The sequence below is a fragment of the Dyadobacter sp. BE31 genome (genome assembly GCF_031457695.1).
In the GTDB taxonomy this organism is placed as follows: domain Bacteria; phylum Bacteroidota; class Bacteroidia; order Cytophagales; family Spirosomataceae; genus Dyadobacter.
The window spans coordinates 468,250-485,384 of the sequence record NZ_JAVDXA010000006.1 but is presented as its reverse complement, the minus strand read 5'-3'; the positions used below and the strand labels follow the sequence as shown (position 1 = coordinate 485,384).

The window sequence follows — 17,135 nt, the reverse complement described above, 5'->3', positions numbered from 1 at the left end:
GCACTGCCAGCATCAACAAAACGGGTTTTGATGTTCTTTCAAACCCCATCACTCAGCATCTTCTCATGAACTATCCCTCACGTCTTATTGAGGAAGCCGTCGCCGAAATATCCCGCTTGCCGGGAATAGGCAAAAAAACCGCACTGCGCCTGGCATTACATTTGCTGAAAAGGGACGAAGAACAAACCCGCTCGTTGTCCGACGCATTGCTGAACATGCGCACCAAAACCACTTACTGTACCCGCTGCCACAACATCGCCGACGACGTACTTTGCAATATTTGCAGCAATAACAAGCGAGATCAGACAACGATTTGCGTCGTGGTGGACACGCGCGACGTGCTCGCTATCGAATTGACGAATCAGTACCGGGGCCTGTACCATGTGCTGGGGGGTATCATTTCGCCGTTGGAAGGCATCGGCCCGTCGGATCTGGAAATCGATTCGCTGATGTCGAGGATCGGGAGCCAGGAAGGAGACGAGGCCGTTCAGGAAGTCATATTGGCATTGAGCCCCACGATGGAAGGCGATACGACAGCTTTTTACCTGCAAAAAAAGCTGAAAGCCACAGGTATTAAGCTAAGCACTATCGCAAGAGGTATTCCCATTGGCGGGGACCTGGAATATGCGGACGAGATTACGCTCGGCCGCAGCATTGTAAGCCGGGTGGCTTATGATTAACACTAAACACTTAATGTACTATTATGAATAGAACAGATTTTTTGCGGACACTGGCCGGCAGCGCACTCACTGTTGGCGCATTGGCCGAACAATCATTGGCGGGTATACCGAACGCCTCAGCGGCCGGTTCCCTATTGGCTGAAACTGCTCCATTCAAGCAAGCGCCGCTTCCTTACGATTTCGGTGCGTTGGAGCCCAGCATCGACAAACTGACGATGGAAATCCACTACGGCAAGCACCACGCTGCATATGTGAAAAACCTCAACGACGCTGTAAAAGGAACTGAATGGGAGAAGAAATCCCTTGAAGATATCATCAAATCGGTCAGCAAAGCGCCTGCTGCCATCCGCAACAACGGCGGCGGCCACTGGAACCACACATTCTTCTGGGATGTAATGGGCCCTAAAAAGAGCGCAGCACCAACCGGCGCTGTTGCCGACGCGATCAATGGACAATTCGGCTCGTTCGATAAGTTCAAAGAAGAATTCGCGAAAGCGGGAGCTACTCGCTTCGGCTCAGGCTGGGCGTGGCTGGTTGCCAAAGGCGGAAAACTCGCGGTAGGCTCAACGCCCAACCAGGACAATCCGCTGATGGACGTTTCGGATTTCAAAGGAACACCCATCCTCGCCATCGACGTTTGGGAGCACGCCTATTACCTGCATTACCAAAACAAACGTCCGGATTACATCAAGGCATTCTGGGATGTGGTGAATTGGGATAAGGTTGCTGAAAATTTGAAAAAGGCTTAGTAGGGAGGAAAATGGCGCGAAGGTCATCCTTCGTGACTAACTATTCGAAGGCCTCCGGCCGGGCAGAATTGCAAAACGACTTTGCGGTGCAGTCCGGCCGGAGGCCTTCAAATATTATGTGCAAATCAGGAGATTTGTACTAGCCTACTAGTTACAATACGCCGCAATCACCTTATAAGCCTGCTGATAACCCAGCTCTCCCGCCTTACTCAGGTCCAGGCAGCCGTCATTAATCTCTCCCAGGCTATTTTTTACAATACCTCTCAAATAATAAGCCTCCGGGTAATCGGAGCGCAGTTTAATGGAACTGGTAAAATCCAGGACAGCCCCCATTTGATCGCCCGATGCGGAACGGATCATCGCCCGTGAGAAGTAGGCATTGGAATAGGTTGGATTGAGCTCCACGGCGGTGGTAAGGTCGGCTAAGGCCCCTTTGAGTTCCCCTACTTTCGACTTCGCGATCGCACGTACGTAATATGCTTCCGCGCGCTCGTTTGTGAGGGTTTCGATCTTCACATGCGTCTGCACCTGGTCGCGCAGTTCGTCGAGTTTCTCTTTGTTGATTTTTCCGGTGAATGCATTCTTTTTTGGATCGCCGGTGTAGGCATTTTTTACTTCAATGGCTTTGGTAAGGTCCGCAATAGCACCACGCGGGTCGTTCAGTTTTCCTTTGGCAAATCCGCGGCCGTAATAGGCATTATAATTTTCAGGATCAAGCTGAATGGTTTTGTCAAAATCGATAATAGCGCCCTGGAAATCGTCTATTTTATTTTTGGCAAATCCGCGATTGCTGTAATATTCACTCTCGTTCGGACTTAATTCAATCGCACGCGTGAAATCGGCGGCGGCGCCCTGGTAATCGCCGAGTTCAAGTTTCGCCAGACCTCTGCCTGCGTAAGCGCCCGTGCGCTTAGGGCTGAGCTCGATCACGCGCGTGAAGTCGGCGAGGCTGCCGGCGTATTCCTGCAAATCCTGCTTGCAATTTCCCCTTGCATACAGTGCTGCAAGCTCGTCGGGATTCAGCGCTAATGCATGGTCGAGGTCTACCAGCGCATTCCGGTGATTTTTCAATTTGGCATAACTCACGCCGCGGTTATAATAGGCCTTGGGCTCCTCCGGGTTGAGTTCGATGGATTTGGAATAATCTTCAATGGCTGAGCGGTAGTCGTCCTGTAAGCTTTTGCTCACGCCGCGGCTCTGGTAGTAAAGTGCTTCTTTAGGGTTCAGCTCGATAGCCCGGTCGTAATCCTGCATCGCGCCGCGATAATCTTTGAGGTTGGCTTTGGCGAGCCCGCGGTTGAAATAGCTGGGCGCATGGTCCGGATTCATGGAAATCACCGTGGTGTACGCCTGCATTGCGCCATTGAAATCACCTGTACCGGCTTTGGTATTGCCGTCTTCGAAGTATTCAGCTGCTGAGCGTTGGGCGAAAGCGGGGCAATAAAAGGTAAGCGCAAGGAGAAATGAAATGCCAGTAAATTGAAGTCTCATGAATGTAAACCTTTTCCTCAAATCGATGTTTTTTAAATAGTGTATAAAAGTATTCAAATTCCGAGTCAGCATCAAAAAAAGAAAAGCCCTATTTTTGGAATGGTTCGTATCCACATCCAATCACCAGAACTACACCAGTTATGTCATCAACCACCAAAAAATTGTCGCTCGTTTTACTGCTGCTGGTAGCCGGCGCGGCGGTCTATTTTGTGTTTTTCAAATCGCCCGTCGAGGAAAACAGCCCCGTTGCGGAAGCGCCCGGCGCAGAAGCACCCGCTGTACAGGAGTCGGTATACCTGCCGCTCACCGACCTCTCTGGCAAACCAGTGACGATGGACGAGAACAAAATCGCCTTCGTGAATGTATGGGCGACATGGTGCGGGCCGTGCAATATGGAAATGCCGGGTATCCAGACGCTTTATAACAAATACAAAGACCACAGCAAGATCGCATTCTACATCATTTCCGACGAAGATGCCGAAACCGTGAACCCATTCATCTCTCGGAAAGGCTATAACCTGCCCTTCTACCAGTATGCGGGCCCGTACCCTTCGCAGCTCGACGGCAATGCGATCCCGCGGACGTACATTATATATAAGGGCAAAATCCTGGCGCAGGAAATCGGCGCTTCGCAATGGGACCGGCCGGAGGTAGTCGAACTGATCGAGAGGCAATTGGCAGAGATCTAAAACAGAAACGGCGTCACACAAATGCGTGACGCCGTTTATATAAATTTCAGGTTCGCTTATTCAACGATGAAGCTACCTTTCATCAGCGCGTAGTGGCCTGGGAAGCTGCAAATGTAGGTGTAAGTTCCTTTTGCAGGCGCTGTGAACTCGATCGTGTCGCTTTCGCCACCGCCTACCAGCTTGGTATGCGCAAGGATGCTTGCTTTTTCAGATGCAGGGATATAATCTGTTTCTCTCGCAGCAGCAGCTTTTGATCCGAATGCAGCTACATCAGTACCTGGTTTCAGAAGAACCCAGTTGTGGCCCATAGCAGCTTTCGCAAGTTTACCTGAGTGAGTCAGCGTAAGTTTCACTTTTTGTCCAGCCTTCACTTTGATCTCTTTCAGGTCGAACTGCATTGCATCACTTCCTTTGATCACGATCGTCTTAGCTTGCTTCACATCGCTTGCTACTTCTTTTGCAGGAGATGTTTTAGCCGAAACAGGGTTCAATGTAACTGCTCCGAAAGCCAAAACTGAGGCAAGAAGCATTACGCCATACTTGGTCCTTTTCATATTCTGAGTATTAGTAAACTTGTGTTGGTTAAGATTAACTGGTGCAATTTACGACACGCACTCTGAAAAATGCAATCCATTAACAATTGTTTGAACTTAAAAAAGGATCTTATACTGGTCGCGGACGGCTCTTCCGACGCAAATAACCGATAACACCATCATATAGTGATTGATATCCACCGGGTCCATCGGCAGCGGCAGCTTCCCCGACTTGGTCGAAAGCGCCAGCAGCATCATCGAAAACAACGTCCATAACGCGCTCTTCTGGCGGTTGGCCAGGCCCACACAGGAGATCAGCAATGTTACCAGAATGCAAAATGCTTTGATGATCAGCCCCACATATTCGACCCGGTACCAGGTAATGCAGTAGAACAGCAATGCCCCCAGCCCGACCGTCGAGTAAAATAGGAACGAGCCGCTTTCATACCGCATAATGAGGCACCACGACGCCGTCACCAGGCACAGCGCACCGAGCGTCATTTCCCCCGCCTCGAATATTTCGTGGGCCATTCCCAGGCCTTCTACACCGGCATAAAACAACAGATCTGTGAATGCGACAAGCGAAATGCTACCGAAGAAAATACCCCAGAGCCACCGGACCAAAACCTGCTGCTGCCTGAAATACCGGAAGAAGACAAATAAACTGGTGATCGCCAAAACGAGGTTAGAAAATATATGCGGATTAAGAAATATGTTCATAAACAGCCATCATGATGTCGAAAAAGCAATTTACAAATTATGCCTACATTTTGCTACTTCGTGCTTTTCGTCCTACTTTTACCGAAAAAACTGATTTACCAACATGAGCGTTTTAGTTAATAAAAACTCCAAGATTATAGTTCAGGGATTTACCGGTTCGGAGGGCTCGTTCCACGCCCAGCAAATGATTGAATACGGTACGAATGTTGTAGGTGGTGTTACGCCTGGCAAAGGTGGGCTTTCTCATTTGGAAAGACCTGTTTTTAATACAGTTGACCTTGCTGTTCGCGCTACCGGTGCAGACGTTGCCATCATCTTTGTTCCACCGGCTTTCGCTGCCGACGCGATCATGGAAGCTGCTGATGCTGGTATCGGCGTTATCGTTTGTATCACCGAAGGTATCCCAACCAAGGACATGATGCAGGCGAAAGAGTATATCAAAGGCAAAAATGTACGCCTGATCGGCCCTAACTGCCCTGGTATCATCACTGCGGAAGAATGTAAAGTAGGTATCATGCCTGGTTTTATCTTCAAAAAAGGAACGATCGGCCTGGTATCGAAATCCGGAACGCTTACTTACGAAGCGGTAGATCAGCTTTCACGTGCCGGATTGGGCCAAACTACGGCAATCGGTATCGGCGGTGACCCTATTATCGGTACTACTACCAAAGAAGCGGTTGAGCTCCTGATGAACGACGACGAAACAGAAGCGATCGTAATGATCGGTGAAATCGGCGGAAGCATGGAAGCAGACGCTGCGGCATATATCCGTTCAACCGGCAACAAAAAGCCTGTTGTTGGCTTCATCGCAGGTCAGACAGCTCCGAAAGGACGTCGTATGGGCCACGCGGGTGCGATCATCGGCGGCGCGGACGATACTGCGGAAGCGAAAATCAGAATTATGAAAGAGTCGGGCATCTTCGTGGCAGAATCACCTGCATTGATCGGTGAAACGATGCTTCTCGCACTTGGAAAGAAATAATCATTGCTAACTGACTTTGATCAAAGGGCTGGGGAAACCCAGCCTTTTTTGTACCAATGAAGTCCATATTTTCGGCTGTTTTTTGGGCTTTTTTTACGGCAGTAACCTTGTTGGGCTCACTGGCGCAGGGCGCGGCAAAAGTAAACCCGCCGGGTCAGTTCTTTCCGGTCTATAATTACCAGGACGACTGGCTTGTGTACAACGAGCAGTACAAGAACTACGTACCCTTCTCTCAGGGTGTCAATGAAGGCACGCGCTTCGCGAGTCTTTATATTGATTTGGTTAAAAACAGAAGATATTCGCTTCTTGTACACTCCGAAAACGAAAGCTACCTGTTTCTTGAAGGCGCATTGCAAAACCGCATTGCAGCTGGCAAATGGCAGGAACTCAGCCTCGACAGCCTTTATCGCCTTTATCACAAAGACGAGCTGCTGCTGACCTTGTACGGCAGCCCTGGTATTGCCGACAAAACGGTGATCATTTGCAACAAAAAAAAGCAAACCGATTCCGAGTCCATCGGGCCCGCACGATCGGGCTTCATCAATATCAAGCCGATTACTTTCACACCTTTCGGCACATTTGCCGGAATTGCATTGATTATTATCCTGGTATTGAATGCGTGGATCTTCAACCTGAACCCGCTTTCTTTTATCCGTTTAATAAATCCCATCGAGTTTTTCAACAACGACCCGCGTGACCAGCTTTCGAAGATCAACAAGCCGTATAGCAACACGGTGATCTTCTTTGTCGCAATCAGTTCGATGATGATGAGCTTTACGGTTATTTATCTGTCGATTAACCGACTCAACCTATTCTCTGTCAGCACGATACTTTCCGACAAAGTTAATACGGCACAAATCCTGGGCGACTTCTGTATCCTGTCGGTAATCTTCTTTTTGCTGATCTACGCAAAGTACATATTTATGGTGCTGGCGGGGAATATGCTCAATCTGGACAAGCAGGTCGACATTATTTTTATCAAAATCGTACAGTCGACATACCTGTTTTACGCGCTCGTATTTCTGGCCATTTTTGGCTTGTATTCCAACCATATCAACTGGCTGGAAGCAAGCCGGCCCTATATCCTTTTGCCATTCCTTTTTTTCTATGTAGCCCGGTTCGTCGCGCTATATGTTGTAGCCAAGCCGGCCGGCTCGTTGATTAATCTCTATTTATTTTCTTACCTTTGTGTCATCGAAATAATCCCGCTCATTGTGAGTATGAAGTTTGCTTTGTAGTCAGGAAACATGAGTTGGGAATAAACTAATGAGGATTATACATGAGTGATACCATCAATTTTGATCAGGACAGGCTTAAAAAAGTAACCAGTCTTTTGGTAAGTCAATCCCGACCAGCAGACGAGAATTCACCTTATTACGAATTAGCCAGAAAGTATAATATCAAGGTGGACTTCCGGCCTTTCATTCAGGTCGACGGGGTTTCCTACAAAGACTTTCGCAAGCAAAAAGTTAACATCCTGGACCATACGGCCGTCATTTTCACAAGCCGTAACGCCATCGACCATTTCTTCCGCATTTGCAATGAAGGTCGGGTTGAAGTACCAGCTACGATGAAATATTTCTGTATTTCAGAGCAAACTGCCAATTACCTTCAGAAATACATCGTGATCCGCAAGAGAAAGGTCTTCACAGGCACCAAAACGGCTGCCGAGTTGATCGAGCTCATGCGCAAACATAAAAAGGAGAAATTCCTCTACCCTTGCTCGGACGTCAGAAAGAACGACATTCCTGAATTTGCGGATACCGAGGAATTCCACTTCACAGAAGCGACCATGTACCAGACGGTTTCGTCTGACCTATCCGATCTGGAAGACGTATACTACGATATCATCGCGTTTTTCAGCCCTTCGGGGATCAAGTCACTTTTTGACAACTTCCCGGACTTCAAACAGAACAACACCCGCATTGCGGCATTCGGCCCTACCACTGCGAAGGCGGTCGAAGACGCAGGGCTTTTTCTGGACATCCAGGCTCCGTTACCGAATGCACCTTCGATGACAGGCGCGCTCGACTTATACATCCGCAAAGCGAACAACGTATAAAAAGCTTTACAAAAAGCACGAAAAGCCCCGGAAAAAATCCGGGGCTTTTTCATGTATATGTCAATTTTTTTAAGCAATATGCGTTATCAATCTAAATCCGAAAGCATATCAGCGTGATCCTTAAATCTATTCCTGCGGCATGACTTTGACCTTTACTCTTCGAAGTACCAGATATATCCGGCCCTTTGCGTTACTGCTTTTCCTACCGCTCTGTGCCATTGCCCAAAAAGACGCGCAGTTCAGTTTGTTCTCGCTGAACCAGCTTTACCTGAACCCTGCTGCGGCAGGCGCCGACGGACTGACCAAGTTCCAGCTCACGCACCGGACACAATATGCAGGTTATCAAGGGACTAACATCGACGATACAGGTGGTGCACTTTCAACACAGCTGTTCTCGTTCAGCATGCCGATCAAAAACTTCGGTATCGGCTTCTACGCATTGAACGACAAAAGTGGTCCGAGGACAGACCAGGATTTCAAACTCACCGCCGCATACCATATACCACTTGGCGGTGGTAAATTAGGAGTAGGCCTCAGCGCAGGGCTGTTCCGCCAGGCGATCGATTACGGCAAGCTCCGCGCCCGCGACCCGGACGATCCTTTGATCCAAACCGGCACGATCGCAGAAATCAACCCCGATTTCTCCGTTGGCGCACGGTATGAGAACGAGACATTCTACGCGGGTCTCTCGCTGAACCATTTCCTGAAACCTAAATACCAACTGGGCTCCGAAACAGGCACTAACCCGCTTCCGCGTACATTGTATTTCAATGCAGGTGTAAATCTCGAACTCGGCTACTTACTCGATATCCAGCCGATCGTCCTGGTCAAATCGGACATTAACACCGTGTCGGTGGAAGGAGGAGCGACACTGACCTATAATAAACGTTACTGGATAGGCGGTACTTACCGTCAACAGGACACTTACTTCATCATCATGGGTGGTATTTACCTGCTGGCCGATCAATCGCTGCGTCTCTCGGGTGCCTATGATATGGTGGTTGGCGGAAACAAAACGAAGTCACCTTCTTCTTTCGAAGTAATGCTTTCTTATGCGCTGCCTTCGCCTAAATTCGGTAAAAAGGCCCCTATCCGTACACCGCGGTTCCGCTTTTAGCAAATCCGCCTAAACGCTATCGGATATATTAATATTTTATCACCAAATTATTAAAAATCCAAGATTTGGATGTCAAATCGACGTTTTTTGCCAACCTCTTGGTAAGTCGTATGAATCAGTTTGCGAAACTTTGATTTATATTTGTAAAATGTACGGCTTCCATACCAATTGCATTATTCTTACGTTTAGTCGATAAACACCTGATTTAGTAATCGATCCGTGAAGATTTCAACACTGAAATCCAGTGGCACTTATTCTGACAGGCGTACACATTTTGTTTTATTTCAAGTATACTAGATATCATTCGTTGACGTTTTTAGGCTAGCATTTTATTATCAAAATTTACAAAACCACTATGAATGTGAAAGTGTTCTATCGGGATGGAGTCAAAAGCCTGCTTCTGGTAGCCGCATTAATGCTCTTGCAAAGCTGCGGTTTTCTTAAGAGCAAGTTTGGCAAGGGAGGAAAAGAAGAAAGCGGTATTCAAAACGGTGAAATCACTGCTACTGCCCGTAAAGGATTCAAGCAGACCACACCGGCTGGGATGGTCGTGATCCCCTCAGGTTCTTTTGTGATGGGCCAGGCTGACGAAGACATCGCTTCCTCCATGAACAACATGAACCGCCGCGTGACAATCAGTTCATTTTTCATGGATGACACTGAAATCACCAACAACGAGTATCGTCAGTTCGTGAACGCGTTGCTGGTTGACTCCGTATCCGTACTCGGTGAGGAGGAAATCATGGCCAAGTACTATCCTGATACAACCGTTTGGAAAAAGGATTTTGCATATTCAAACGGAGATCCATTCGTAGAATATTACTATCAGCACCCTGGCTTCGACACCTACCCCGTGGTAGGCGTAAGCTGGATCGCTGCTACTTACTTCTCAAAATGGCGCACCAACCTGCTCCACGATTTCCAGAACAAAGAGGGCCAGTTCAATTCGACCGGCTTCCGTCTGCCGACAGAGGCTGAATGGGAATGGGCTGCAAGAGGCGGACGTGCTGTAGCGAAATATCCCTGGGGTAACCCGTATACCATGAATGCAAAAGGATGCTTCCTGGCAAACTTCAAGCCTCAGCGTGGTAACTACGATGCCGACGGATATCCTTACACCGGTCCTGCAAATGCTTACAATCCTAACGATTTCGGCTTGTACAACATGGCTGGAAACGTGGCGGAATGGACTTCGGATGCCTACACTGACAATGCGACAGCGATCGTATGGGATATGAACCCGCAATACAACGACCCGAACGAACCACGTAAAGTGGTAAAAGGCGGTTCCTGGAAAGATATTGCCTACTACCTGCAAACCGGTACCCGTACCTACGAGTTTGAAACTGAAACCCGTGCATTCATCGGCTTCCGCTGTGTAATGGATAATGTAAACGACCGCGGAGGAGCCCGTGCCCGTCGTCGCTAGAAAAAACTTTCACCAAAAAAGAAGCAGCGTTTCTACTCTGCTTCTTTTTTACGATCAGACCGAATCAATCCAACACTTTACTTACTATAATTTTTTCACTGTAACCGATTTCAATTCACATGGCTAAGAGTAGCGGACCTAATTTTTTTTGGGATAAACTAGTACCAACAATATACAGTGCGGGTGCTGCCGTCGTAATTTTAGGAGCTTTGTTCAAAATCCAGCACTGGGACGGAGGTGGCCCGATGCTGACAGCAGGTCTTGGAACCGAGGTTCTGATCTTCTTGCTTTATGCATTGCAAACACTTACCCAATCGGTTGACAAGGATCCGGACTGGACCCGTGTGTATCCTGAACTCGCTGACGATTATTCAGGTCCTGCCATTTCCAGAAGCTCGGCCCCTAGCAGCAATATCACTGCCAAACTGGATAATATGCTCGATAATGCGAAAATCTCTCCTGAGATTTTCGAAAGCCTCGGCAAAGGTTTCAAAAACCTGTCTGAAACAGTAGGCAAAATCACCGACCTTACTGACGCAACCGTTGCTACAAACGACTACGCTAAAAATGTAAAGACTGCTTCAACTGCTATCAGCGATATGAACAAGTCTTATGGCGTGGCGATCAACGCGATGTCATCTATGGCTGATGCTACCAAAGATGCACAATCTTACCGCGACCAGTTCCAACTGATCACCAAAAACATGGGTGCATTGAATGCAGTATACGAACTGGAATTGCAGGACACTACCAAACACTTGAAAGCAATGAATGCTTTCTATGGTAACCTGACAGCCGCTATGGAAAACATGGCCGATGCTACGAAGGAATCACAGGTGTTCAAGAGCGAAATGGCGAGACTTACCAACAATATCTCTTCATTGAACGGCATTTACGGAAACATGCTGACCGCAATGCGTGGTGGCAATGCGTAACAGCGCTCAGGCGATGACTCTGTAATCCCATCAGGGGCTTCCCGTCCGGGTTTGCAGGGTCATTGTTGTTAGTTAAATAATTCGATCACTGAAACTGATTACACAACAATATGGCAGGTGGAAAAGAAACACCCCGTCAAAAGATGATTGGAATGATGTATCTGGTGCTTACGGCGATGCTCGCATTGCAGGTAAGTTCAGCTATCATCGAAAAATTCCTCCTTCTGAACAATTCATTGCAATTATCCTCCGGAGCCGCTAACAGGATAAATCAGGAAACTGTGCTGAAAATCAAAGCGGCAGTTGAGAAGTCGGGTAACCGTGCGGCCGATGTGGCTGTAATCAAAGAAGCCGAACAGGTACGCAAGCTTTCTTCCGATATGGCGAACGAACTGAATGCATTGAAAGATGAAATTATCAAAGATGCAGGTTCAGGCTACAACGAAGAAGGCGCTATCAAAAATCCCCAGGAAGAAACCAAAGTGGCAGAATTGATGATTGGCGTTCGCAAGAATGGAAAAGCATATGCTTTGAAACAAAAATTGAACGCTTTCACCTCTGAGCTTAACAAGTTTTCTCCCAACAAATTCAAAATGCTGGCGCAAGATGGTCGTGAAGACGATCTGGCAAAAAACAACAAAGATCAGCGTAATAAAGACTTCGCAGAGTTGAATTTCGAATCTACGCCTGTTGCGGCCGCGCTGGCCGTGTTGAGCCAGAAACAAACCGACGTTCGTCGTATGGAAGGCGAAGTGCTGAACTACCTAGCCACCAAAGTAGGTGCCGCGGATATTAAATTCGACCGCGTATTGGCGATGGTAAGTGCAGATGCGAAAACAGTAGTAGCCGGTACCAAATTCAAAGGCCAGATGTTCATCGCGGCTTCCGCTTCGGGTATCACCCCCCGCATGAGCTTGAATGGATCACCTGTTAAAGTTGAAAACGGCGTGGGTATCATCGAATTTACAGCACAAGGCGGCGGTTACAATGCAGAAGGTCTTGCTAAAAGAGAGCTTCGCGGACAAATCACTATCCCTACCCCATCCGGCAAAGACACTACTTATACAATGACTCAGGAATACTTCGTGGTGAAGCCTTCCTACCAGATCGAAACAGGAACATTGCCTCCGTTGTATTTTGGTTGCGCCAACAAGCTTAGCATTCAAAGCCCCGCATTGGGAGCACTCTGGGCACCTAGCTTCTCAACAGACGGCGGTGAGATCATTAATAGCGGTCAAAAAGGTAAATTCACTATCGTACCTAACAAGGCCAGCCTGAACATCACGGTAAGCAATGCAGGTAACGTACTGGGTTCTGAGCCATTTAAAGTAAACCGCGTTCCCAAACCATCCCTGGAAGTACGCGTGAACGGTGCCGCATTCGACGAACGCAGAGGCGCTCCTGCCTCGGGTACCAGAAGCATTCAGATTGTAGCTATTCCTGACGAGAGCTTCAAGAACTTCTCTCCTGAGGATGCTAAATTCCGGGTATCTCAGGTTGAAATTTCACTTGCACGTGGTCCACGTCGCATCAACGGCGTGACATTGAACGGAGGAGGAGGTTCCATTTCCTCTCTCGCACAGCAAGCGCAACCTGGTGACCGTTATGTAATTTCAATCCTGAAAGTAGAGCGCCAGAACTTTAAAGGCGCTGTGAGCGAAGTTGAAATGGGTAACCAAACTCGTAGTGTGACGCTATACTAATCCACCGCTTTTAGTCGTTGATTGGACAATACAACTTTATGTATGATATGAGAAGAATGAACGGAAAAACGATTGCATGGTCTTTGCTGTCGCTGTCTCTTGCAAGTACTGCCGCTTTTGGGCAGGAGAAAGAGGATTCGACTGCGAATCAGTTCTCGTCACGCCCTATTGCAGACGGCGACGTGATGATGAAAAGAACGCTCTGGAGACGGGTTGATTTGAAAGAAAAGCAGAACATTTCCATGTTCTCTAAAAACAATGAGATCACACGTTACTTGTTGGATGCGGCGAAAGCAGGATTGATAGATGCTTATACAAACGACTCCTGCGCGACCAAAATCACCGGTGACGAGCTTCATAAACGTGTTTTAATCCCTAACCAAACCGCAGGCCTTTCTGCCGAGGAAATCGCGGCAGGTTTTGGTGAGCCAGCCAAAGCAGACGGTTGGGATACGAAAGCCAAAACAGATCCTAGCAAACAAGCCGCTAACGCCGACGATGGCTGGGGTGCCAAAAAGGATACAAAAAAAGAAGCTGAGCCGGTAGACGACGGTTGGGGTCCTCCTAAGAAAAAGTCTTCCAAAAAAGGTGCCAAAACTGAGGTTGCCAAAGAAGAACCCAAAGTGGAAGCTCCCAAACCGGATAGCAGTTCTTTCGAAACTCAGCAAATAGCTGCGTCAGAAGAAGAATATTTCCCTGATCAGTTGAGTATCCTGGAAGTGAAGGAAGACTGGATTTTCGATAAGAAACGTTCACGTTTGTATACCGACATCCAGACGCTCACAATTGTTCTCCCTTCTGACCAAACCGCAACAGGGCTTGAATTGCCGGTTGCTTCGTTCCGTTGGAAAGATGTTGAAAGACTTTTCAGAAGCGATCCTAAGAAATATATCTGGTATAACACCCACAATACCGCCCAAAATAAGAACCTCGCGGATGCTTTCGATCTTCGCCTGTTCTACGGACGGATCACCAAGTTCTCGAACGCCAACGATAAGGCATTCCTCGACATCTACAATGGAGAAAAAGAGGCACTTATCAAATCCCTGAATTACGAGCAGGAGTTGATGGAACTGGAACACGGTCTTTGGGAATACTAAGAACAACAGATATCAAAATACGAAAGAGCTTCCAAATGGAAGCTCTTTTTGTTTGCAATCCTATCGCCGTATTTCAACGCATGTGCTGTGCCGCGGTTCCCCTGGTCGTTTATCTTCCAAAGTCGTTTCACAGCATAGAAAAAGGTCAGTTAAAACGGCATTATCCGTTGCAACTGACCTTTCCTATTAATTGATTGATTTTCCAGTTAACCTGTTGAATGTATTACTTTCTTTTCAGGTTGAATTTCAATTTGGTTGCCACTTTCACCTGCGTATCTGTCAGGCCCAATGCAGCGATTGTTTTGTTGTAGTCTTTGAGTGTCTCAGCACTTAGACGCCCCATGTTTACAACTTCGCCAGGTACGATCACAATGCGGATATCCTGGAAAGTTCTTTTAGGAGCATCGTCCTGATCTTCACCCCAGTTGGTAGCCAACAGCTCAACGAAAAACGTCTTGTTCTGAACAGCATGCACAAAGGTATACGAGCTGAACTTGTTACCCGTGAAAAGAACGAGACCCGGCATCGGCCAGTAAACGTTCTGTGATTTCAAGTAAACCAATACAACAGATTTGCTCAAAGCAGTATCCTGTTCGGCTGTCAGGTTTTCGATACCTGTAATAAATCCGCCGGTGCTGTCTGTGTCGACCTGACCTGTTGAAAGAATTATGGCCGAGCTGCTGGCTCCGTCTTCTCCATCCTTACCCGCAGGTCCTGCCGGACCCGCTGGCCCCTGGGCTCCCGTAGCACCAGCCGGACCGACAGCTCCATCATCTCCCTTGCAGCTTACCATAGCGATCATCAACACCACAGAGGCAAATAGTAATAATTTTTTGAGCATAACTGTTAAAGTTTAGAAAGTGATTAATTGAAAAACTGTATGAGTTAATACGCAGACAACTCCTGTTCTGACGAGGACAGAGGCGTTTAACGCATAAATTATATAAAAAAATTAACTATTCCTTTCGGGTATCCAAAGAATCAATTTGCGCTTCCAGTGTACGGTAATGTGTAAACTCTCGCAGCATTGCCACATTACCATCCGGAAGCTTCATTTCAACTGACCAGTTCATAGAAGCAGCTAACTGGAAGATCATGAGTTGCACCTGATTACCAGCAATGCGAGGCAAGTCACTTTCCATCGCTTTGTCGTTCATCGTTTGCTTGGCTTCATTCAAAATGGCAGTATAATCGTCACTGTGAAAACGGTTGAGCCAGCCTTGCTCGATGTCGTAAAACTTGTAGTCGGTATCAATGGACAGAATTTCGGGGGCAGGAAAGAAATCTATTACCAATTTGCGTTCGCCATCAGGCCGGTGGAATTTCAATTTGCTAAAATCATAGCCTACCAACACTTTGGCCTTCGCAATAATCAAGGCTTTCTTTTTATCATTAATAAGGTTCCAGATGTTTTTGTCATTCTGGTAATTATAAATCTCAGTAAAATAGCCTTCGGCCATCACCACTTTAAATACTTTCTCGATCCGTTCGATCAATACGGAAGCTTCCTGTGTAGACACGTATTTCTTCGACTTCCTGCCCTGCAACCAGGTATTAAGTGCAGCTCCGGCCAGGCCACCGGCAACGAGGGTAATGATCAAAAAAAATAGTGTAGTGGAGTCCATATCTCTATTTTTGTACTGATTAAAATTCAAATAAAAACGGCACAATGCCAAATAGCCCACAGAAATATCTGGTAACCGTCGCAGGCCCCACAGCGGTAGGCAAAACCGCCCTATCCACCCGGCTCGCGCAGGACCTCGGTACGGAAATCATATCCGCCGATTCGCGACAGTTCTTCCGAGAGTTGAGTATCGGCACAGCAAAACCTACGCCCGAAGAACTAATGCAGGCGAAGCACCATTTTGTCGATTCGCATTCTATTTCGGAAGCATATAGCGCCGGCGATTTCGAGCGCGACGCATTAGCCCTGCTCAAAGTGCTTTTTCAGGAACATGACATTGTAGTCATGACGGGAGGCTCGGGCTTTTACGTCAAAGCAGTGCTGGAAGGCCTCGACGACCTGCCCGCCCCTCTTCCCGGGCTTCGTGAATCACTTATGCAGAAACTGAACGACAACGGGCTTTCCCCGCTGCAAGAGGAAGTACGCCAAATCGATCCGGAGTTTGCGGCTACATCCGAGCTAGCTAATCCGCAGCGTGTTGTGCGCGCGCTGGAAGTGTTTTATACCTCCGGCATCCCCATCAGCCAATTTAAGCTAAAAAGTACCCGAAACAGGCCTTTTCTGCCCGTTAACATCGCTTTGGACCGCGACCGTGCGGAACTCTACCAAAGAATAGACCTACGAATGGACATCATGCTGCAAGAAGGGCTGGTAGAAGAAGCAAAAAGCGTGATTGACTACCGTGAGCACCATGCGCTCAAAACAGTAGGATACCGTGAAGTTTACAGCTTTCTGGACGGCGAGTATGACGAAAAGGAAATGGTGAGGCTTTTGAAACAGAACTCACGCCGTTACGCCAAGCGGCAACTTACGTGGTTCAGGCATCAGGGGGATTTCGAGTGGTTTCATCCGGACGAATACGGCCGCATTCTGGAATATGTGCGGCAGCAGACAGGTTTGCTATAAGGCATTTGACGGAGCCTGCGCTCCGTCAAATGGACAAGTTTTAGTCTTCCAGCTCGCGGTAAGCCAGGATGCCTCCCAATACATTGCGCACGTTGGAGAAACCCTGGGATTCCAGGTAGCGTGCAGCTTTGCCGCTACGAGCGCCTGAACGGCAGTGAATGATGATTTCCTCATCCTTCAACGGTTCCAGCTCATCGAGGTGATCCGGCAACTCGCCAAGGGGGATCAATATCGCGCCGAGGTTGTCCTCTTCGTATTCGTGTTCTTCGCGAACATCGTAAAAGTGCAAATCTTCGCCCTTTTCAAGACGCTCTTTTAATTCTTCAACGGTAATATCCATATTTCAAAAATTTGT

General features: G+C 47.8%; 18 protein-coding genes. 12 read left to right on the top strand and 6 right to left on the bottom strand.

The window, feature by feature from the left end; genetic code table 11:
* Nucleotides 1-65 precede the first annotated feature (65 nt).
* Entirely contained in the window at nt 66-680 is a 615-nt protein-coding gene (gene recR / locus J2Y43_RS27625; protein ID WP_309989196.1) for a recombination mediator RecR, read from the top strand.
* 23 nt (nt 681-703) lie between these two features.
* Nucleotides 704-1,429 carry a superoxide dismutase gene (locus J2Y43_RS27620; RefSeq protein WP_309989199.1) on the top strand — a complete coding sequence of 242 codons (726 nt, stop codon included), beginning with the start codon at nt 704-706 and terminating at the stop codon, nt 1,427-1,429.
* Between the two features lie 147 nt (nt 1,430-1,576).
* Here J2Y43_RS27620 and J2Y43_RS27615 read toward each other — a convergent pair whose 3' ends face one another.
* Nucleotides 1,577-2,920, bottom strand: a complete 1,344-nt coding sequence (locus tag J2Y43_RS27615; protein ID WP_309989202.1) for a tetratricopeptide repeat protein — start codon at nt 2,918-2,920, stop codon at nt 1,577-1,579.
* Between the two features lie 140 nt (nt 2,921-3,060).
* Between J2Y43_RS27615 and J2Y43_RS27610 the strand changes: the two genes are divergently transcribed.
* Nucleotides 3,061-3,609, top strand: a complete 549-nt coding sequence (locus J2Y43_RS27610; protein ID WP_309989204.1) for a TlpA disulfide reductase family protein — start codon at nt 3,061-3,063, stop codon at nt 3,607-3,609.
* Nucleotides 3,610-3,665: 56 nt separating this feature from the next.
* Here J2Y43_RS27610 and azu read toward each other — a convergent pair whose 3' ends face one another.
* Both azu and J2Y43_RS27600 read right to left on the bottom strand, forming a co-directional pair.
* Nucleotides 3,666-4,163, bottom strand: coding sequence for an azurin (azu, locus tag J2Y43_RS27605; protein WP_106597015.1), 498 nt, complete (start codon nt 4,161-4,163; stop codon nt 3,666-3,668).
* A 96-nt stretch (nt 4,164-4,259) separates the two neighbouring features.
* Nucleotides 4,260-4,862: a hypothetical protein gene (locus tag J2Y43_RS27600; RefSeq protein ID WP_309989212.1), complete on the bottom strand. Its 603-nt coding sequence runs from the start codon at nt 4,860-4,862 to the stop codon at nt 4,260-4,262.
* Nucleotides 4,863-4,965: 103 nt separating this feature from the next.
* On the opposite strand from J2Y43_RS27600, the gene sucD reads away from it, so the two are divergent.
* The 8 genes from sucD to gldN all read left to right on the top strand — a co-directional run bounded on the left by sucD (nt 4,966) and on the right by gldN (nt 14,190).
* Nucleotides 4,966-5,844 (top strand): succinate--CoA ligase subunit alpha, encoded by an 879-nt coding sequence (gene sucD / locus J2Y43_RS27595; protein ID WP_309989216.1) that lies wholly within the window; start codon nt 4,966-4,968, stop codon nt 5,842-5,844.
* Between the two features lie 56 nt (nt 5,845-5,900).
* Complete coding sequence (locus J2Y43_RS27590) at nt 5,901-7,082, top strand: DUF4271 domain-containing protein (RefSeq protein ID WP_309989219.1); 1,182 nt, start codon at nt 5,901-5,903, stop codon at nt 7,080-7,082.
* A gap of 41 nt (nt 7,083-7,123) precedes the next feature.
* A complete protein-coding gene (locus J2Y43_RS27585) occupies nt 7,124-7,906 on the top strand; it encodes a uroporphyrinogen-III synthase (protein WP_309989222.1) in 783 nt (260 codons plus the stop codon).
* Between the two features lie 139 nt (nt 7,907-8,045).
* Nucleotides 8,046-9,023 (top strand): PorP/SprF family type IX secretion system membrane protein, encoded by a 978-nt coding sequence (locus J2Y43_RS27580; protein WP_309989225.1) that lies wholly within the window; start codon nt 8,046-8,048, stop codon nt 9,021-9,023.
* Nucleotides 9,024-9,378: 355 nt separating this feature from the next.
* Nucleotides 9,379-10,452 (top strand): SUMF1/EgtB/PvdO family nonheme iron enzyme, encoded by a 1,074-nt coding sequence (locus J2Y43_RS27575; RefSeq protein ID WP_106597010.1) that lies wholly within the window; start codon nt 9,379-9,381, stop codon nt 10,450-10,452.
* Between the two features lie 119 nt (nt 10,453-10,571).
* Nucleotides 10,572-11,387, top strand: a complete 816-nt coding sequence (gldL, locus tag J2Y43_RS27570) for a gliding motility protein GldL (RefSeq protein WP_309989229.1) — start codon at nt 10,572-10,574, stop codon at nt 11,385-11,387.
* A gap of 110 nt (nt 11,388-11,497) precedes the next feature.
* Nucleotides 11,498-13,090 (top strand): gliding motility protein GldM, encoded by a 1,593-nt coding sequence (gene gldM / locus J2Y43_RS27565; protein ID WP_309989234.1) that lies wholly within the window; start codon nt 11,498-11,500, stop codon nt 13,088-13,090.
* 38 nt (nt 13,091-13,128) lie between these two features.
* Entirely contained in the window at nt 13,129-14,190 is a 1,062-nt protein-coding gene (gene gldN / locus J2Y43_RS27560) for a gliding motility protein GldN (protein ID WP_309989239.1), read from the top strand.
* Between the two features lie 223 nt (nt 14,191-14,413).
* Here gldN and J2Y43_RS27555 read toward each other — a convergent pair whose 3' ends face one another.
* Both J2Y43_RS27555 and J2Y43_RS27550 read right to left on the bottom strand, forming a co-directional pair.
* Entirely contained in the window at nt 14,414-15,031 is a 618-nt protein-coding gene (locus tag J2Y43_RS27555; protein WP_223400259.1) for a hypothetical protein, read from the bottom strand.
* A gap of 115 nt (nt 15,032-15,146) precedes the next feature.
* Complete coding sequence (locus J2Y43_RS27550; RefSeq protein ID WP_309989244.1) at nt 15,147-15,815, bottom strand: DUF4230 domain-containing protein; 669 nt, start codon at nt 15,813-15,815, stop codon at nt 15,147-15,149.
* Nucleotides 15,816-15,859: 44 nt separating this feature from the next.
* Here J2Y43_RS27550 and miaA point away from each other — a divergent pair, with 44 nt between their 5' ends.
* Nucleotides 15,860-16,780 (top strand): tRNA (adenosine(37)-N6)-dimethylallyltransferase MiaA, encoded by a 921-nt coding sequence (gene miaA / locus J2Y43_RS27545; RefSeq protein WP_309989249.1) that lies wholly within the window; start codon nt 15,860-15,862, stop codon nt 16,778-16,780.
* Nucleotides 16,781-16,820: 40 nt separating this feature from the next.
* Here the strand turns inward: miaA and J2Y43_RS27540 are convergent, their stop codons facing one another.
* Complete coding sequence (locus J2Y43_RS27540) at nt 16,821-17,120, bottom strand: rhodanese-like domain-containing protein (protein WP_090374863.1); 300 nt, start codon at nt 17,118-17,120, stop codon at nt 16,821-16,823.
* Between the last annotated feature and the right edge of the window lie 15 nt (nt 17,121-17,135).

Bases quoted from the DNA above. Each gene is read 5' to 3' on its own strand.
- azu (WP_106597015.1), bottom strand. From the start codon at position 4,163: ATGAAAAGGACCAAGTATGGCGTAATGCTTCTTGCCTCAGTTTTGGCT.
- J2Y43_RS27585 (WP_309989222.1), top strand. From the start codon at position 7,124: ATGAGTGATACCATCAATTTTGATCAGGACAGGCTTAAAAAAGTAACC.
- J2Y43_RS27540 (WP_090374863.1), bottom strand. From the start codon at position 17,120: ATGGATATTACCGTTGAAGAATTAAAAGAGCGTCTTGAAAAGGGCGAA.
- gldN (WP_309989239.1), top strand. From the start codon at position 13,129: ATGTATGATATGAGAAGAATGAACGGAAAAACGATTGCATGGTCTTTG.
- J2Y43_RS27590 (WP_309989219.1), top strand. From the start codon at position 5,901: ATGAAGTCCATATTTTCGGCTGTTTTTTGGGCTTTTTTTACGGCAGTA.
- J2Y43_RS27620 (WP_309989199.1), top strand. From the start codon at position 704: ATGAATAGAACAGATTTTTTGCGGACACTGGCCGGCAGCGCACTCACT.
- sucD (WP_309989216.1), top strand. From the start codon at position 4,966: ATGAGCGTTTTAGTTAATAAAAACTCCAAGATTATAGTTCAGGGATTT.
- J2Y43_RS27600 (WP_309989212.1), bottom strand. From the start codon at position 4,862: ATGAACATATTTCTTAATCCGCATATATTTTCTAACCTCGTTTTGGCG.
- J2Y43_RS27575 (WP_106597010.1), top strand. From the start codon at position 9,379: ATGAATGTGAAAGTGTTCTATCGGGATGGAGTCAAAAGCCTGCTTCTG.
- J2Y43_RS27615 (WP_309989202.1), bottom strand. From the start codon at position 2,920: ATGAGACTTCAATTTACTGGCATTTCATTTCTCCTTGCGCTTACCTTT.
- J2Y43_RS27550 (WP_309989244.1), bottom strand. From the start codon at position 15,815: ATGGACTCCACTACACTATTTTTTTTGATCATTACCCTCGTTGCCGGT.
- gldL (WP_309989229.1), top strand. From the start codon at position 10,572: ATGGCTAAGAGTAGCGGACCTAATTTTTTTTGGGATAAACTAGTACCA.
- J2Y43_RS27610 (WP_309989204.1), top strand. From the start codon at position 3,061: ATGTCATCAACCACCAAAAAATTGTCGCTCGTTTTACTGCTGCTGGTA.
- recR (WP_309989196.1), top strand. From the start codon at position 66: ATGAACTATCCCTCACGTCTTATTGAGGAAGCCGTCGCCGAAATATCC.
- J2Y43_RS27555 (WP_223400259.1), bottom strand. From the start codon at position 15,031: ATGCTCAAAAAATTATTACTATTTGCCTCTGTGGTGTTGATGATCGCT.
- gldM (WP_309989234.1), top strand. From the start codon at position 11,498: ATGGCAGGTGGAAAAGAAACACCCCGTCAAAAGATGATTGGAATGATG.
- miaA (WP_309989249.1), top strand. From the start codon at position 15,860: ATGCCAAATAGCCCACAGAAATATCTGGTAACCGTCGCAGGCCCCACA.
- J2Y43_RS27580 (WP_309989225.1), top strand. From the start codon at position 8,046: ATGACTTTGACCTTTACTCTTCGAAGTACCAGATATATCCGGCCCTTT.